We start from the raw sequence: 15390 nt of genomic DNA, 5'->3' as shown, positions 1-15390 counted from the left end.
GTCATCAGCAACAGCAGTACGCTTCAAAACGAAACGGGCTCCGACGGAGCCCGTTTTGCATTTATGCAGCCATGCCGCGCGAGGCCGACCCACAAGGTCGTCTCGTTACCCGCCAACCCTGCGCTGCGCAATCAGATCTTTTGCCCCAGCCAGCTTCTCCGCCAAGTCCGGCCCGCGATGCAACGCGACGCCGACCGCCAGGATATCGCCGATCGCCAGATGCGATGTGCGCGACGTCATCGGCGAAAAGATGTCGGTGTCTTCGTCGACATTCGCGAAGAGTCCAATCGACGCAACCCGCGCGAGCGGCGAATTCCCGTGTGTCACGGCAATCACCTTCGCGCCCGCCTTCATCGCTGACCGGGCGGCGTCGATGATGTCGCGCGTGCGGCCTGTGTTCGAAATGGCCACGACGACATCGCCTTCGCCGAGCAATGCCGCCGACATAAGAAACGTGTGCGGATCCGAATACGCGACGCTCGGCATGCCCAGCCGGAAGAACTTGTGCTGCATATCGAGCGCGGCAATGCCCGAGCCGCCCGCGCCATAGAACTCGACGCGTTTTGCGTTCGCCAGAAGCTCGATCGCCGCCGCGACGCTATCGGACGACAGATTGTTGCGCACCTGGATGAGCGCGCCGATCGTCCGGTCCAGCACCTTCGCCGCGACGCCCGGCGCGGGTTCGTCGGGCCGCACGTCGCGATAAACGGCGGGCACCTGCGTTGCTATACCTTGGGCGAGCCGGATCTTGAACTCGCGGAAGCCGGAAAAACCGAGCGCGTGGCAGAAGCGCGCAATGGTCGGCTGGCTCACGCCCGCGCGTGCGGCCACCTCCGTCATCGACAGGTCGAGCACCTCGCGCGGCGCTTCCATCACGTAGTCGGCGAGCTTGCGTTCCGAAGGGCGCATCTGGTCGCGCATCGCTTCCACCTGAGACAGCATCATCGGGAATCTCGCACTATGCTGAAGAATGCGTGGACTATAGCTCATAGACGAATCAAGTACAAAAACTACATGTGTGCCGTAGGTGATTACCCTGACGGAGCGTTTCTTAGCGATGAAACGACCGACACATAAGGATTTCGCATGAATTCGGGCCGTCCGCCGATTCAGCAACTGCCACATTGTGCACGTGTAGTTTTTCTACTAATATCCCGTTTGCCGGCTTTCCATGCCGTTCCCTGCGATACCAATCTGGCGCAACGCGCATCTCAGCGCGAGCCAGCGACGAAGGAGCATCGATGGTTTCCCCGCATTCGCAACTGATGAAAGTCACGCAACGCGTGATCGAACGCAGCAAGCCGACGCGCGAAGCGTACCTGGCGCGCATCGACCAGGCGCAGGGCAAGTTCCCGGCGCGCGGCGCGCTCTCTTGCGCGAACCTCGCGCATGGCTTCGCCGGCCTCGAGGGCAACGACAAGCTCGTCATCAAACAGATCCGGCAGCCGAACATCGGCATCGTCTCGTCGTACAACGAGATGCTGTCGGCACATGCGCCGTACAAGGACTTCCCCGACATCATCAAGGCTGCCGCGCGTGAGAACGGCGGCGTCGCGCAGTTCGCGGGCGGTGTACCGGCGATGTGCGACGGCGTCACGCAGGGCAACGCGGGCATGGAACTGTCGCTGTTTTCGCGCGAAGTGATTGCGATGAGCACGGCCGTCGCGCTCACGCACAACATGTTCGACGCGGCGCTGTGCCTCGGCGTGTGCGACAAGATCGTGCCGGGCCTGCTGATCGGCGCGCTGCAATTTGGCCATCTGCCGACCATTTTCGTGCCCGCTGGACCGATGACGAGCGGCATCTCGAACGACGCGAAGGCGAAGGTGCGCCAGGAGTTCGCGACGGGCCAGTGCGGACGCGACGCACTGCTCGAATCCGAAGCGGCCGCGTATCACGGCCACGGCACCTGCACGTTCTACGGCACGGCCAACAGCAACCAGATGCTGATGGAGATCATGGGCCTGCATTTGCCGGGCTCGGCGTTCGTGCATCCGCATACGCCACTGCGTGACGCGTTGACCGCGCAGGCCGCGCGCCGCGTGCTCGACCTCACAGTGGAGCGCGGCAACTACATGCCGATCGGCCATGTGATCGACGAGAAGGCGATCGTCAACGGCATCGTCGGCCTGCTCGCGACGGGCGGCTCGACCAATCACACCTTGCACCTCGTGGCGATTGCGCGCGCGGCGGGGATCATCATCGACTGGGACGACTTCGACACGCTGTCGGCGTCCGTGCCGCTGCTCGCCAAGGTGTATCCGAACGGCAAGGCCGACGTGAACCATTTCCACGCGGCGGGCGGCATGGCGTTCCTGACGCGCAACCTGCTCGAAGGCGGCCTGCTGCACGACGACGTGAACACGGTCGCCGGCAAGGGCCTGTCGCACTACACCGAGGAGCCGAAGCTGCTCGACGGCAAGCTGACGTGGGTGCCGGGCGTCAGCGAAAGCCAGGACAGCGCCGTTCTGCGCCGCATAGACGAGCCGTTCCAGCCGGACGGCGGTCTGCGTCTGATGCAAGGCAAGCTGGGCCGTGGCGTCATCAAGATTTCGGCCGTCGCGAAGCAGCATCGCACGGTGAAGGCGCCTGCCATCGTGTTCGATTCACAGGAAGCCGTGCAGGAAGCATTCGATAACGGCGAACTGAAACGCGATTTCATCGCCGTCGTGCGTTTCCAGGGCGCGCGGGCAAACGGCATGCCCGAACTGCATCGTTTGACGCCGCTGCTTGGCGTGTTGCAGGATCAAGGTTTCCATGTCGCGCTGGTCACGGATGGTCGTATGTCCGGTGCATCGGGCAAGGTGCCCGCCGTGATTCACGTGTCGCCGGAAGCTCTGCTGCAGGGACCGCTCGGCAAGGTGCGCACGGGCGACATGCTGGTGATCGATGCGGAAGCGGGCCTGCTGGACGTCGAGATGGATGCCGCTGAATGGGCCGCGCGTCCGATTGCGGTATCGCAGCATCAGGCGGAAAACGAAGTGGGCTTCGGCCGCGAGCTGTTCGGTGTGTTCCGTGCAGCGGCCGCGCCGGCGGAACTGGGCGCATCGGTGTTCGGGCCGCTGGTCGGCGAAGCGGCGAGCGCCGCGCAGCATGCGGCGTCGCAACCGGCCAGCGCCGAGGCGCGCGAAGCCCGTCACGCAATGCACAAATGAGCGAAGGAGTTTGAAGATGACGTCGAAAACAGTCAGCGAAATCGTGCGCCTCGGACCGGTGATCCCCGTCCTCGCATTCGATACCGTCGAGCAGGGCGAACACGTTTCGCGCGCGCTGCACGCAGGCGGCGTGAAAGTGCTGGAAATCACGCTGCGGACGCCGGCTGGCATCGAGGCGATCAAGCGCGCGAGCCAGCTTGCCGAGGATATCGTCGTCGGCGTCGGCACGATTACGAAGCCCGAGCATTGCGCGCAGGCGAAGAAGGCGGGCGCGCAGTTCGGCGTGTCGCCGGGTTTGACGAAAGACATGCACAAGGCCGCACAGGACGCAGGTCTGCCGCTGCTGCCCGGCGTGATGACGCCGACCGACATCATCGTTGCGCTCGAACTCGGCTATGAAATCGTCAAGTTCTTCCCGGCTCAACAGGCAGGCGGCATTCCGATGCTGCAGGCGTTTCACGGCCCGTTCCCGACGCTCAAGTTCTGCCCGACGGGCGGCATCACGGCGGAAAGCGCGCCGAACTTTCTCGCGCTGCCGAATGTCGTGTGCGTCGGCGGCTCGTGGCTCACGCCGAAGGCCGCACTTGCTGCGCAGAACTGGGACGAAGTCACGCGCCTCGCGCGCGCTGCCAGCGAGCTGGCTGCCCCGGCGCATTGAAGATCCGCGCCGCGTTTTGACGCAGCGCGCAATGTGCGTCAGCAAACCTCGCCGCTTTAGCCTCGAAACGGGCTGAAGCGGCGGGGTTTTTTATTTGTAGCGCGGGTTTATTCCCCGCGCGGTATGCGTCAACAAACAGTAAAATTCAGCGTCCGCGAACGCACCCAATCCTGAGGGCGCTTTCAGCATCCGGAAGCGGGCGAGGTGCCGCAGCACTTTGCAATTCGAACCAACAAACCAAAGCAAAGGAGGAGCTTCATGGAAGCTGTCCACGGCAGCATGCTGCTGATCTACGCCGTGATTGCCATTGCAGTGCTGATCCTCATGATCACGCGCTTCAAGGTCTATCCGTTCCTCGTCCTTATCATCGTCTCGTTGCTGCTCGGCCTTGCCGTCGGCATGCCGGCGGGGACGATCGTGAAATCGTTCGAGACAGGTAACGGCAACACGCTGGGCCATATTGCGATCGTCGTCGGTCTTGGCACGATGCTCGGCAAGATGATGGCCGAATCGGGCGGCGCCGAGCGCGTCGCCACGACGTTGATCAACTGGTTCGGTGAGAAAAACATTCACTGGGCGATGATGTTCGTCGCGATCATCGTCGGCTTGCCGGTGTTCTTCGAAGTCGGCTTCGTGCTGCTGATTCCGATCGCCTTCAACGTCGCGAAGCGCACGGGCAAATCGCTGCTGCTGATCGGCCTGCCGATGGTCGCGGGCCTGTCCGTCGTGCACGGTCTGATTCCGCCGCACCCGGCCGCGCTGCTCGCCGTGCAGGCGTATCACGCGGATATCGGTCGCACGATCGCGTACGGTCTGATCGTCGGCGTGCCGACGGCGATCGTCGCCGGTCCGCTGTTCGCGCTGCTGATCCATCGTCACATCAAGCTGGCGGCGAACAATCCGCTTGCCGCGCAGTTCATTGATACGGAGCATAAAGAGGGCACGCGCGATCTGCCGGGCTTCGGGATCACGCTGTTCACGATTTTGCTGCCCGTGATTCTGATGCTGGTCGGCAGCTGGGCGGATCTCGTGTTCGCGCCGAAGACGACCGCGAACGATCTGCTGCGATTCATCGGTACATCCGACGTCGCGCTGCTGATCGCCGTGCTCGTCAGCTTCTGGACGTTTGGCGCGAAACGCGGCTTCAATCGCGAGCAGATTCAGAAGTTTTGCGGCGACTGTCTGGCGCCGATCGCGGGCATTACGCTGATCGTCGGTGCGGGCGGTGGTTTCGGCCGCGTGCTGATGGATAGCGGCATCTCGAAGGAAATCGTCGCGACGGCAACGGCTGCGCATCTGTCGCCGCTGCTGTTCGGCTGGTTCGTCGCCGCGTTGATCCGTCTCGCGACGGGTTCGGCGACGGTCGCGATGACGACGGCGTGCGGCATCGTCGCGCCGGTTGCGGCGGCGAGCGGCGTGCAGGTCAAGCCTGAGTTGCTGGTGCTGGCGACGGGTTCGGGCTCGCTGATTTTCTCGCATGTCAACGACGGCGGCTTCTGGCTGATCAAGGAGTATTTCGGCATGACGGTGGGGCAGACGTTTCAGACGTGGTCGCTCTGCGAAACCATCATTTCGCTGATGGGTCTGGGTTTGACCTTCGCGTTGGCGGCGGTCCTGTAAGGAGTTTCAAATGATTTTGATCGCGATGGGCGTATCGGGCGCCGGCAAGACCCGGATTGGGGAATTGCTGGCTGAGCGGCTCAAGTGCAGTTTCACCGACGGCGACGCGTTTCACAGCGCCGCCAACAAGGAGAAGATGCACAACGGCATTCCGTTGACGGATGAAGACCGCTGGCCGTGGCTCAGAACGATCCGTGCGGCGATCGAAGAGAAGCAGCGGGCGGGCGAGACGGCGGTGTTCACGTGCTCGTCGTTGAAGCGCTCGTACCGCGATATCTTGCGGGACGGAGATCGCGATGTGTGTTTTGTTTACCTGAAGGGCACGCGGGAGTTGTTGCAGGAGCGACTGCAGACGCGGACCGGGCATTTCTTCGACCCGTCGTTGTTGCAGAGTCAGCTCGATACGCTGGAAGAGCCAGGCGAGGATGAGGCGATTACGGTGAGTATCGAGCTGACGCCCGAAGAAATCGTGGATAAGACGCTGGCTATGGTGAAAGCGCGTTAGCGTTTTACGTGGTCTGCTGCTTGTTGCGGGCCTCGGGGTCTTGTCCTGATTCGCCAGCGTTGCCCCGCAGAGGAGCAACGCCAGCGAACCAGAAGCAAAACGCGCATGCCAGCGAAGGCGAAAACCAACACCAGCGTCCAGACGGCACAGACAACAAAAACCGATTATTTAATCCGCTTGGCCAACTCGGCAGCCTTGCCGACATACGACCCTGGCGTCATCGCAAGAAGCCGCTCTTTGGCGTCAGCAGGAATAGCAAGCCCGTTGACGAAAGTCTGCAGCGCCTCCCGCGTGATGCCCTTGCCACGCGTGAGTTCCTTGAGCTGTTCGTACGGATTCTCGATCCCATACCGTCGCATCACGGTTTGCACAGGCTCAGCGAGAACTTCCCATGTCGCATCGAGATCGTCGTTGAGGCGTTGAGGATTCACCTCGAGCTTGTCGAGCCCGCGATTGAGCGCGTCATACGCCAACAGCGAATACCCGAACGCAACACCGATATTGCGCAGCACCGTCGAATCGGTCAGGTCGCGCTGCCAGCGCGAGACGGGCAGCTTGTCGGCCAGATGCCGCAGCGTCGCATTCGCAAGGCCCAGATTGCCTTCCGAATTTTCGAAGTCGATCGGATTGACCTTGTGCGGCATTGTCGACGAACCGATTTCGCCCGCCTTCGTCTTCTGCTTGAAATACCCAAGCGAGATATAACCCCACACGTCACGATCGAGGTCGAGCAGGATCGTGTTTGCGCGCGAGATCGCGTCGAACAGTTCGGCCATGTAGTCGTGCGGCTCGATCTGGATCGTGTACGGGTTGAACGTGAGCTTCAGACGCTGCTCGACGACTTCCTTCGAGAACGCTTCCCAGTCGAATTCCGGATACGCCGACAGATGCGCATTGAAGTTGCCGACGGCGCCGTTCATCTTGCCGAGCAGTTCGACCTTCGCGATTCGATCGATCGCGCGCGACAGCCGCGCCGCGACGTTCGCGATTTCCTTGCCCAGTGTGGTCGGGCTGGCAGGCTGGCCGTGCGTGCGCGACAGCATCGGCTGATCGGCCTGCGCATGCGCAAGCGCGACGAGACGCTGATGCACGGCGCGCAGCGCGGGCAGGATCACGTGTTCGCGCGCGCCGGCGAGCATCAGGCCGTGTGACGTGTTATTGATGTCCTCGGACGTGCACGCGAAGTGGATGAATTCGCTCGCGCGCTCCAGTTCCGGCTGACCCTTCACCGATTCTTTCAGCCAGTATTCGACGGCCTTCACGTCGTGGTTCGTCACGCGCTCGATGTCCTTGATGCGCGCGGCGTCGTGGGCGGTGAAGCGCTCGGCGAGCTGCAGCAGGAACTGCTCCGACGCTGCCGAGAAGCGCGGTACTTCGGCGAAGCCTGCGTGCGACAGCGCGATCAGCCAGTGAATTTCAACCGTCACGCGATGGCGCATGAACGCGGCCTCTGAGAGCCAGTCGCGCAAAGCTTCGGTTTTCGATGCGTAACGGCCGTCGAGCGGGGAAAGGGCGGTCAGCGCGAAGAGGGTGTCGGGGCGGGTGTCGGACATGATCGGAGGCAGGCAGGAACGGTGAAAATACGATTGCCGGATATCAGCGGGGAGAACCGCGAATTTTACCACTTTAGGACATCGGCCCTGCCGCGTGCGCCGGCATCGATGCGCGTGCGCATCCGCGGCGCCGCTAGAATGCAGGCTTTCCGTTACAGCTGGGAGCGCTAGGTCCGTATGGAACTGAAATGGCTCGAAGATTTCGTGTCGCTGGCGGAAACGCGCAGCTTCAGCCGCTCGGCGGAACTGCGGCACGTGACGCAGCCCGCTTTCTCGCGCCGCATCCAGGCGCTCGAAGCGTGGCTCGGTACGGAACTGATCGATCGTTCGGTTTACCCGACGCGTCTCACCGCAGCGGGCCAGGTTTTCTATGAGCAGGCGCTCGCCATGCTCTCGCAGTTCCATGAAGCCCGCACGCTGCTGCGCGGCCACACGGCCACGCCCGCCGCGACGATCGAATTCGCCGTGCCGCATACGCTGTCACTCACGTATTTCCCGCGCTGGCTGCAGCGCATCGAGGGGCAGATCGGCTCGATTCACACGCGGCTTCGCGCGCTGAACGTGCACGACGCCGTGCTGTCGCTGGTCGAAGGCGGCTGCGATCTGGTGATGGGCTATCACCATCCGAGTCACCCCGTCGCCCTCGATCCCGCGCGCTACGACATGCTGACCCTTGGCATCGAAACGATCAGCCCGTTCTCCGCGCCTGGCAAGGGCGGACGCGCGCGCTACACGCTGCCCGGCACGCCCGAAGCGCCGACGCCGTATCTGTCCTATACGCCGAATGCGTATCTGGGCCGCATGACGGAAGTGATCTTCGCGACGGCGCCCGGACGCCTGTATCTCGATCGCGTGTATGAAACGGACATGGCCGAAGGACTGAAGGCGATGGCGCTTGCCGGACACGGCGTCGCGTTCCTGCCGCACAGCGCCGTCGAAGACGCCGTCGCCGAAGGCAAGCTGATTCGCCTCGATCGTGCAACACGCGGCATCGCGCAAGGGCAGTTCACGCTGACGATGGAAATTCGCCTCTATCGCGACAAGCTCGCCGTGCAATCGGACGACGCGCGCCACCAACTCGTGCGCGCGCTGTGGGATGTCGTGAGCGCCGAGCTCGCGCAAGCATCAAGGTAGGCACCAGTGCATTGCCCGCCTCGTCAATAACGGCCTCGCGACATGCATTTGCGCTTTCCGCAGGGTTATGCAAGAAAAACATAACCGGATGACCAAACGGCATTGGACCCATCCAGCGCTTTTTTTCGACAATGGCGTCACCCGATAAAACGCTGGAGCGTTCATGTCTACCGCGGCAAATGTGCAGTCCATCCCGTCCTACCTTCACCAGGATGATCTCGGCCCCTGGGGCAACTATCTCCGTCAAGTCGATCGCGTTGCGCCGTACCTCGGCTCGCTGTCGCGCTGGCTCGAAACGCTGAAGCGCCCGAAGCGCATTCTGGTCGTCGACGTGCCCATCGAGCTCGACAACGGCACGGTTGCGCATTTCGAAGGCTATCGCGTGCAGCACAATGTGTCGCGCGGTCCGGGCAAGGGTGGCGTGCGTTATCACCAGGACGTGACGCTGTCTGAAGTGATGGCGCTGTCCGCGTGGATGTCGGTGAAGAACGCGGCCGTCAACGTGCCGTACGGCGGTGCGAAGGGCGGCATCCGCGTCGATCCGCGCACGCTGTCGCGTGGCGAACTCGAGCGTGTCACACGCCGCTACACGAGCGAAATCGGCATCATCATCGGACCGAATACCGACATCCCCGCGCCGGACGTGAACACGAACGAGCAGATCATGGCGTGGATGATGGATACGTACTCGATGAACCAGGGCCAAACAGCAACGGGTGTCGTGACGGGCAAGCCGATCACGCTCGGCGGTTCGCTCGGCCGTCGTGAAGCAACGGGCCGCGGCGTGTTCGTCGTCGGCTGCGAAGCGGCGCGCCGCATCGGCATGGACATCGAAGGCGCGCGCATCGCCGTGCAGGGCTTCGGCAACGTCGGCGGCATCGCGGCGCGTCTTTATCAGGAAGCGGGCGCGAAGGTCGTTGCCGTGCAGGATCACACGGGCACGCTGTATAAGGAATCGGGCATCGACGCAGTCGCACTGCTTGAGCACGTCGCGAGGCACGGCGGTGTCGGCGGCTACGCTGAAGCCGACACGATCGCGAACGAAGACTTCTGGGCGATCGAATCGGACATTCTGATTCCCGCCGCGCTCGAAAACCAGATCACCGAGAAGAACGCAGGCAAGATTCGTACGAAGATCATCGTCGAAGGCGCGAACGGCCCGACCACGACCGCCGCAGACGACATTCTGCACGACAAGGGGATTCTCGTGATCCCCGACGTGGTCGCGAATGCGGGTGGCGTGACGGTTTCGTACTTCGAGTGGGTGCAGGACTTCTCGAGCTTCTTCTGGACGGAAGACGAGATCAACGAGCGCCTCGAGCGCGTTATGCGCGAAGCCTTCGCTGCCGTGTGGCAGGTCGCGAGCGAGCAGAAGGTGTCGGTGCGCACCGCGGCGTTCATCGTTGCTTGCAAGCGCATCCTTCAAGCGCGTGAAATGCGCGGCCTGTATCCCTGATACATGGACGCGCCCGCGTATATCCGATACAGGGCGAAACTGGCGCCCGTCGCGGACGCGGCGCCAGGCAACGGCGTTTTTCCAGCGCGATTTCACGAAGTCGCGCAAAATACCGGGCGGGCGGCACTTCGGGTGCCGTCCGCTTTTTTGCAATTGAAGCCGTTCGAACCCGGTTGCCGGAACCGGCAAAAACGACGCAACCGATGACGTTTGCATCGACCGGTAAAGTCGCTGTAAGCCAATACGGGCGCCGCCGACGCGCAAATTGGTGGCTTTACGCAACACTGCGTGCGGAACATGGTTAACAACCATACTTTCAGAATAATTACTGAGATACACTGGCGCCGGTTCTTGCCAAGGAGATCACAAATGAAGGTTAAAAAAGCTGCGCTGCTTCTCGCGACTCTGGGTTTGTTCACCGTGGGCGCGCAAGCGCAGGACGCCGGCACGCTCAAGAAGATCAAGGACACGGGTGTCATTTCGCTGGGCCACCGCGAATCGTCGATTCCGTTCTCGTACTACGATGACAAGCAGAACGTGATCGGCTACTCGCAGGAATTCGCGCTGAAGGTCGTGGATGCCGTCAAGCAGAAGCTGAACATGCCGAACCTGAAGGTCAAGCTGACCCCGGTCACGTCGCAAAACCGCATTCCGCTGGTGCAGAACGGCACCGTCGACCTCGAATGCGGTTCGACCACCAACAACGCCGAGCGCCAGCAGCAAGTCTCGTTCTCGAACACGATCTTCGTCATCGGCACGCGCCTGATGACGAAGAAGGATTCGGGCGTCAAGGACTGGGCCGACCTGAAGGGCAAGACCGTCGTGACGACGGCGGGCACCACGTCCGAGCGCCTGCTGCGCAAGATGAACCAGGACAAGAACATGGGCATGAACATCATCAGCGCGAAGGATCACGGCGAATCGTTCCTGACGCTGTCGACAGGTCGTGCCGCTGCGTTCATGATGGACGACGCACTGCTCGCAGGCGAGCGCGCGAAGTCGAACAATCCTGGCGATTTCGTGATCGTCGGCGCGCCGCAATCGCATGAAGCGTACGGCTGCATGCTGCGCAAGAACGATCCGGAGTTCAAGAAGGTCGTCGACGATGCGATCGCCAAGGTCGAAACGTCGGGCGAAGCGTCGCAGATCTACAAGAAGTGGTTCGAATCGCCGATTCCGCCGAAGGGCCTGAACCTGGCCTTCCCGGAAAGCGATGACATGAAGGCGCTGTACAAGGCACCGAACGACAAGGCAATCGACTAAATCTCGAGCAACCGTTACTCAGTCAACGTGTTGAACGGAACGGAAGGGGCAGGCGCTTCTTCCGTTTCTTTTTGTTGGAGTCTTCGTCATGTCATACCACTGGAACTGGGGCATTCTGCTGAGTCCGGTTTCCACCGGCGAACCGACCACCTATCTCGGCTGGCTGCTGTCCGGCCTCTGGGTGACGGTCACGGTTTCGCTGTCCGCCTGGGTGATCGCGCTGATCGTAGGTTCGCTGTTCGGCGTGCTGCGCACGGTGCCGAACAAAAAGCTCGCGGCCATTGGCACCGTCTACGTCGCCATCTTCCGTAACATTCCGCTGATCGTTCAGTTCTTCATCTGGTATCTGGTGATACCGGAATTGCTGCCCGTTTCGATCGGTACATGGTTCAAGCAACTGCCGCCTGGCGCGCAGTTCTTCTCGTCGTCAATCATCTGTCTCGGGCTCTTCACGGCTGCACGCGTGTGCGAGCAGGTGCGCTCGGGCATTAACGCGCTGCCGCGCGGCCAGCGTGGCGCGGGTCTCGCACTCGGCTTCACGCAATGGCAGACGTATCGCTACGTGCTGCTGCCCGTCGCTTACCGGATCATCGTGCCGCCGCTCACGTCCGAGTTTCTGAACATCTTCAAGAACTCCGCCGTCGCATCGACCATCGGTCTGCTCGATCTGTCCGCGCAGGCGCGCCAGCTCGTCGACTACACGGCGCAGACGTACGAGTCGTTCATCGCCGTCACGGTTGCGTATCTGCTCATCAACCTGATCGTGATGACGCTGATGCGCATCGTCGAAGCCAAGAGCCGGCTGCCTGGCTATATCGGAGGCAAGTGATGCATCATTTCGACTGGAGCGGTATTCCGGGCGCACTGCCGACGCTGTGGACGGGTGCCATCGTCACGCTCAAGATCACGATTCTCGCGATTGTGATCGGCATCGTGTGGGGGACCGTGCTCGCGCTGTTGCGCCTTTCGGGCATCAAGCCGCTGGAGTGGTTTGCGAAACTTTACGTGACGCTATTCCGCTCGATCCCGCTGGTGATGGTGCTGCTGTGGTTCTTCCTGATCGTGCCGCAGGTGCTGCAGAACGTGCTGGGCCTTTCCGCGGACATCGACATTCGCCTCGCCTCGGCGATGGTCGCGTTCTCGCTGTTCGAAGCCGCGTACTATTCGGAAATCATCCGTGCGGGTATTCAGGCCGTGCCGCGCGGGCAAGTAAACGCGTCGTACGCGCTCGGCATGAGCTATCCGCAGGCGATGCGTCTCGTCGTGCTGCCGCAGGCGTTCCGCGCGATGGTGCCGCTGCTGCTCACGCAGGCCATCGTGCTCTTTCAGGATACGTCGCTCGTCTACGTGATCAGCCTCGCCGACTTCTTCCGCACGGCCACGAATATTGGCGACCGTGACGGTACGAACGTCGAGATGGTACTGTTCGCCGGTGCGTGTTACTTCGTGATCTGCGTGGTCGCGTCGAGCCTCGTCAAAAGTCTTCAGAAAAAGGTCGCAAGATGATCTCTATCAAGAATGTGTCCAAGTGGTACGGTCAGTTCCAGGTGCTGACCGACTGCACGACGGAAATCAAAAAGGGCGAAGTGGTCGTCGTGTGCGGCCCGTCGGGTTCGGGCAAGTCGACGCTCATCAAGACTGTGAACGGCCTGGAGCCGTTCCAGAAGGGCGACATCGTGATCAACGGCCAGTCGCTCAACGACAAGAAGACGAATCTGTCGAAGCTGCGCTCGAAAGTCGGCATGGTGTTCCAGCACTTCGAACTGTTCCCGCATCTGTCGATCACCGAGAACCTGACGCTCGCACAGATCAAGGTGCTCGGCCGCTCGAAGGACGAAGCGACCGCGAAGGGTCTGAAGCTGCTCGATCGCGTCGGTTTGCGCGCGCATGCGGACAAGTATCCGGGGCAGTTGTCGGGCGGTCAGCAGCAGCGTGTGGCGATTGCGCGCGCGCTGTCGATGGACCCTGTCGCGATGCTGTTCGACGAACCGACGTCGGCACTCGATCCGGAAATGATCAACGAAGTGCTCGATGTGATGGTGGAACTCGCGCAGGAAGGCATGACCATGATGTGCGTGACGCACGAAATGGGCTTCGCGAAGAAGGTCGCGCATCGCGTGATCTTCATGGACAAGGGTCTTATCGTCGAGGACGACCGCAAGGAAGATTTTTTTGCCAATCCGAAGTCGGACCGTGCGAAAGATTTCCTCGCAAAAATCCTGCACTGAGATCGCGCTTCGATCACAAGAAGGCCGCTTCTTCGGAAGCGGCTTTTTTTTCACGCCAACAACTGTCCTTCTGTTGTCTTTCTATCTGCTAGTTGATGTGGATTTCTATTCTTTGGTTTATTAGGAGTGTTGCCTATTAATTGAATCGTAATCGGAATCGTCTCATTTGATCCGTGTTCGGGCGAGCATAAGCTTGCCAGCGAAATGTGATGAGGGCGGCGGATTGCCACCGCTGTTTTCCGTTTCGATCGAAAAGAGATAGTCCATGAAAGTGTTTTTGTTGAGCGACCTGGTTGTTCACGAACTGATCTCGATGCGCTTCGCCGGGACGTGGCTGACTGCCGACCAGTTCCAGGAGTCCGCGCGGTTGTGGGTCTGTCGTCACGGTTTCGGAGATCAGCTATCCAAAGGGTTTTTGGCAACCTTGCGGTCCGAGGCGGTGCAGATCGCGGAGCGTCTGATGCGGGATGACGGCGCCCAGGGGCAAGCGTGGCCACTAGAACGTCTGATGTTCGACATTCATGACGTTAACTACGCGGAACCGTTGAGCGCGAACGCGCTGGCGGCGAGTCTCGAAACCTGTCGCTCGAAGTTGTGCGGTTGCTGGTCCGAACGTACCGGGCAGGGTGACGCGAAGGAGCGGCGCGAGAGTGCATGGCGTTGTCCCTCGGCGTTGCGGCAGCTTCTGTGTAAAACGCCGACCGCGCACGGTAAGCCGCGCGGCACTGATATCGCCGGCGCGAACGAGCGCGAAGCATGACACTGCGCCGTGCATCGCGGCGTACGCGCACGTGCGTGCCCGTCAGCCGATAAGGCCATTACGATTCATACGCTGCCGCGTCGTCGGATTCGAGATCGACGACGGAAGCGGCGGGCAGCATGCTCGCCGACGCGCTGGGGTCGCAAGCGGGGTTGCGCGCCTTCTCCAGCACGGCGGGCGGCACAGGCACATTGGCGCGTGCGATCACTTCGCCATGCTGGAACATCAGCAGATCGCCGGGCTCGAAGGCCGTCCAGATTTCATTGTCGGTCAACGGCTGCGTGGCGATCACGGCGACGCGATCTTCGGGCGTCGTGTATTTGGCGAAGTCGATCGAAACGTCCGCGTCGACCAGATGTGCGGTCGAAAAAGGCCAGCTGCGCACGAGGTAATGCAGATGCGTCGAGCAATGCGCGAACAGCGCCTGGCCGTTCGACATCAGGAAATTGAACACGCCGAACTGGGTGATTTCCTTGGTCAGCGTTTCGAGCGCGGCGAACAGTTCGTCGAGCGGCGGCTGCGAGGCCGGAAACGCCTTGCGCAAACCTTGCAGCAGCGCGCAGAAGGCCAGTTCGCTATCCGTGCTGCCGACGGGCTGATAGACGCCCGACAGCACCGGGCCGTAGTTCTGCAGATCGCCGTTGTGCGCGAAGATCCAGTGCCGTCCCCACAACTCCCGCATGAACGGGTGGCAGTTCTCGAGCACGATATGCCCTTGCGTCGCCTTGCGGATATGGGCAATCGTGTTTTTTGACTTGATCGGGTAGCGCTTGACCATCTCCGCTATCGGCGAGGTCGCCGACGACTGATGGTCGATGAACAGGCGACAGGCCTTGTCTTCGAAGAAGGCGATGCCCCAGCCGTCGGAGTGGTGGTCGGTGACGCCGCCGCGCGCCGCGAAGCCGGTGAACGAGAACGTGACGTCCGTCGGCGCGGCGCAATTCATTCCGAGTAGTTGGCACATGATGCGGAAGACAAGCCTTTCTAACGAGGTATGAGCCCACGTGGGCCGACCCGTTACAATGATGATTTTCAAAGCATATCACCGAGCCAGAAAC

General features: G+C 61.5%; 14 protein-coding genes. 11 read left to right on the top strand and 3 right to left on the bottom strand.

Annotated features, from left to right (window positions below):
• Positions 1-105: 105 nt before the first annotated feature.
• A complete protein-coding gene (locus tag BPHY_RS13095) occupies positions 106-945 on the bottom strand; it encodes a MurR/RpiR family transcriptional regulator (RefSeq protein ID WP_041763606.1) in 840 nt (279 codons plus the stop codon).
• Between the two features lie 296 nt (positions 946-1241).
• Between BPHY_RS13095 and edd the strand changes: the two genes are divergently transcribed.
• The 4 genes from edd to BPHY_RS13075 all read left to right on the top strand — a co-directional run bounded on the left by edd (position 1242) and on the right by BPHY_RS13075 (position 5938).
• A complete protein-coding gene (gene edd, locus BPHY_RS13090) occupies positions 1242-3155 on the top strand; it encodes a phosphogluconate dehydratase (RefSeq protein WP_012401954.1) in 1914 nt (637 codons plus the stop codon).
• A gap of 16 nt (positions 3156-3171) precedes the next feature.
• Positions 3172-3813 carry a bifunctional 4-hydroxy-2-oxoglutarate aldolase/2-dehydro-3-deoxy-phosphogluconate aldolase gene (eda, locus tag BPHY_RS13085; protein ID WP_012401953.1) on the top strand — a complete coding sequence of 214 codons (642 nt, stop codon included), beginning with the start codon at positions 3172-3174 and terminating at the stop codon, positions 3811-3813.
• Positions 3814-4071: 258 nt separating this feature from the next.
• The gene (locus BPHY_RS13080) at positions 4072-5433 is read left to right on the top strand and encodes a GntP family permease (RefSeq protein ID WP_012401952.1); all 1362 of its coding nucleotides are present in this window, start codon (positions 4072-4074) and stop codon (positions 5431-5433) included.
• 10 nt (positions 5434-5443) lie between these two features.
• Complete coding sequence (locus tag BPHY_RS13075; protein ID WP_012401951.1) at positions 5444-5938, top strand: gluconokinase; 495 nt, start codon at positions 5444-5446, stop codon at positions 5936-5938.
• A gap of 164 nt (positions 5939-6102) precedes the next feature.
• Here BPHY_RS13075 and purB read toward each other — a convergent pair whose 3' ends face one another.
• A complete protein-coding gene (gene purB, locus BPHY_RS13070) occupies positions 6103-7491 on the bottom strand; it encodes an adenylosuccinate lyase (RefSeq protein WP_012401950.1) in 1389 nt (462 codons plus the stop codon).
• 177 nt (positions 7492-7668) lie between these two features.
• Between purB and BPHY_RS13065 the strand changes: the two genes are divergently transcribed.
• The 7 genes from BPHY_RS13065 (at position 7669) to BPHY_RS13035 (ending at position 14332) form a co-directional block, all read left to right on the top strand.
• Entirely contained in the window at positions 7669-8625 is a 957-nt protein-coding gene (locus BPHY_RS13065) for a LysR family transcriptional regulator (protein ID WP_012401949.1), read from the top strand.
• Between the two features lie 163 nt (positions 8626-8788).
• Entirely contained in the window at positions 8789-10081 is a 1293-nt protein-coding gene (locus BPHY_RS13060) for a Glu/Leu/Phe/Val family dehydrogenase (protein ID WP_012401948.1), read from the top strand.
• A gap of 369 nt (positions 10082-10450) precedes the next feature.
• On the top strand, positions 10451-11344 hold the full coding sequence (locus BPHY_RS13055) for a glutamate/aspartate ABC transporter substrate-binding protein (RefSeq protein WP_012401947.1): 894 nt from the start codon (positions 10451-10453) through the stop codon (positions 11342-11344).
• A gap of 88 nt (positions 11345-11432) precedes the next feature.
• Positions 11433-12173: an amino acid ABC transporter permease gene (locus BPHY_RS13050; protein WP_012401946.1), complete on the top strand. Its 741-nt coding sequence runs from the start codon at positions 11433-11435 to the stop codon at positions 12171-12173.
• Complete coding sequence (gltK, locus tag BPHY_RS13045; protein ID WP_012401945.1) at positions 12173-12850, top strand: glutamate/aspartate ABC transporter permease GltK; 678 nt, start codon at positions 12173-12175, stop codon at positions 12848-12850. Before BPHY_RS13050 ends, gltK begins: the two co-directional genes overlap by 1 nt.
• Positions 12847-13572, top strand: a complete 726-nt coding sequence (locus BPHY_RS13040) for an amino acid ABC transporter ATP-binding protein (protein ID WP_012401944.1) — start codon at positions 12847-12849, stop codon at positions 13570-13572. The genes gltK and BPHY_RS13040 overlap by 4 nt, the downstream gene beginning before the upstream one ends.
• 265 nt (positions 13573-13837) lie before the next feature.
• Positions 13838-14332, top strand: a complete 495-nt coding sequence (locus BPHY_RS13035) for a hypothetical protein (protein ID WP_012401943.1) — start codon at positions 13838-13840, stop codon at positions 14330-14332.
• Positions 14333-14390: 58 nt separating this feature from the next.
• Here BPHY_RS13035 and BPHY_RS13030 read toward each other — a convergent pair whose 3' ends face one another.
• Positions 14391-15296: a class II glutamine amidotransferase gene (locus tag BPHY_RS13030; RefSeq protein WP_012401942.1), complete on the bottom strand. Its 906-nt coding sequence runs from the start codon at positions 15294-15296 to the stop codon at positions 14391-14393.
• Between the last annotated feature and the right edge of the window lie 94 nt (positions 15297-15390).

The sequence above is a fragment of the Paraburkholderia phymatum STM815 genome (assembly GCF_000020045.1).
Taxonomy (GTDB): Bacteria; Pseudomonadota; Gammaproteobacteria; order Burkholderiales; family Burkholderiaceae; genus Paraburkholderia; species Paraburkholderia phymatum.
The sequence above is the reverse complement of the archived record's forward strand: the minus strand, read 5'-3'. Positions and strand labels throughout refer to the sequence as shown.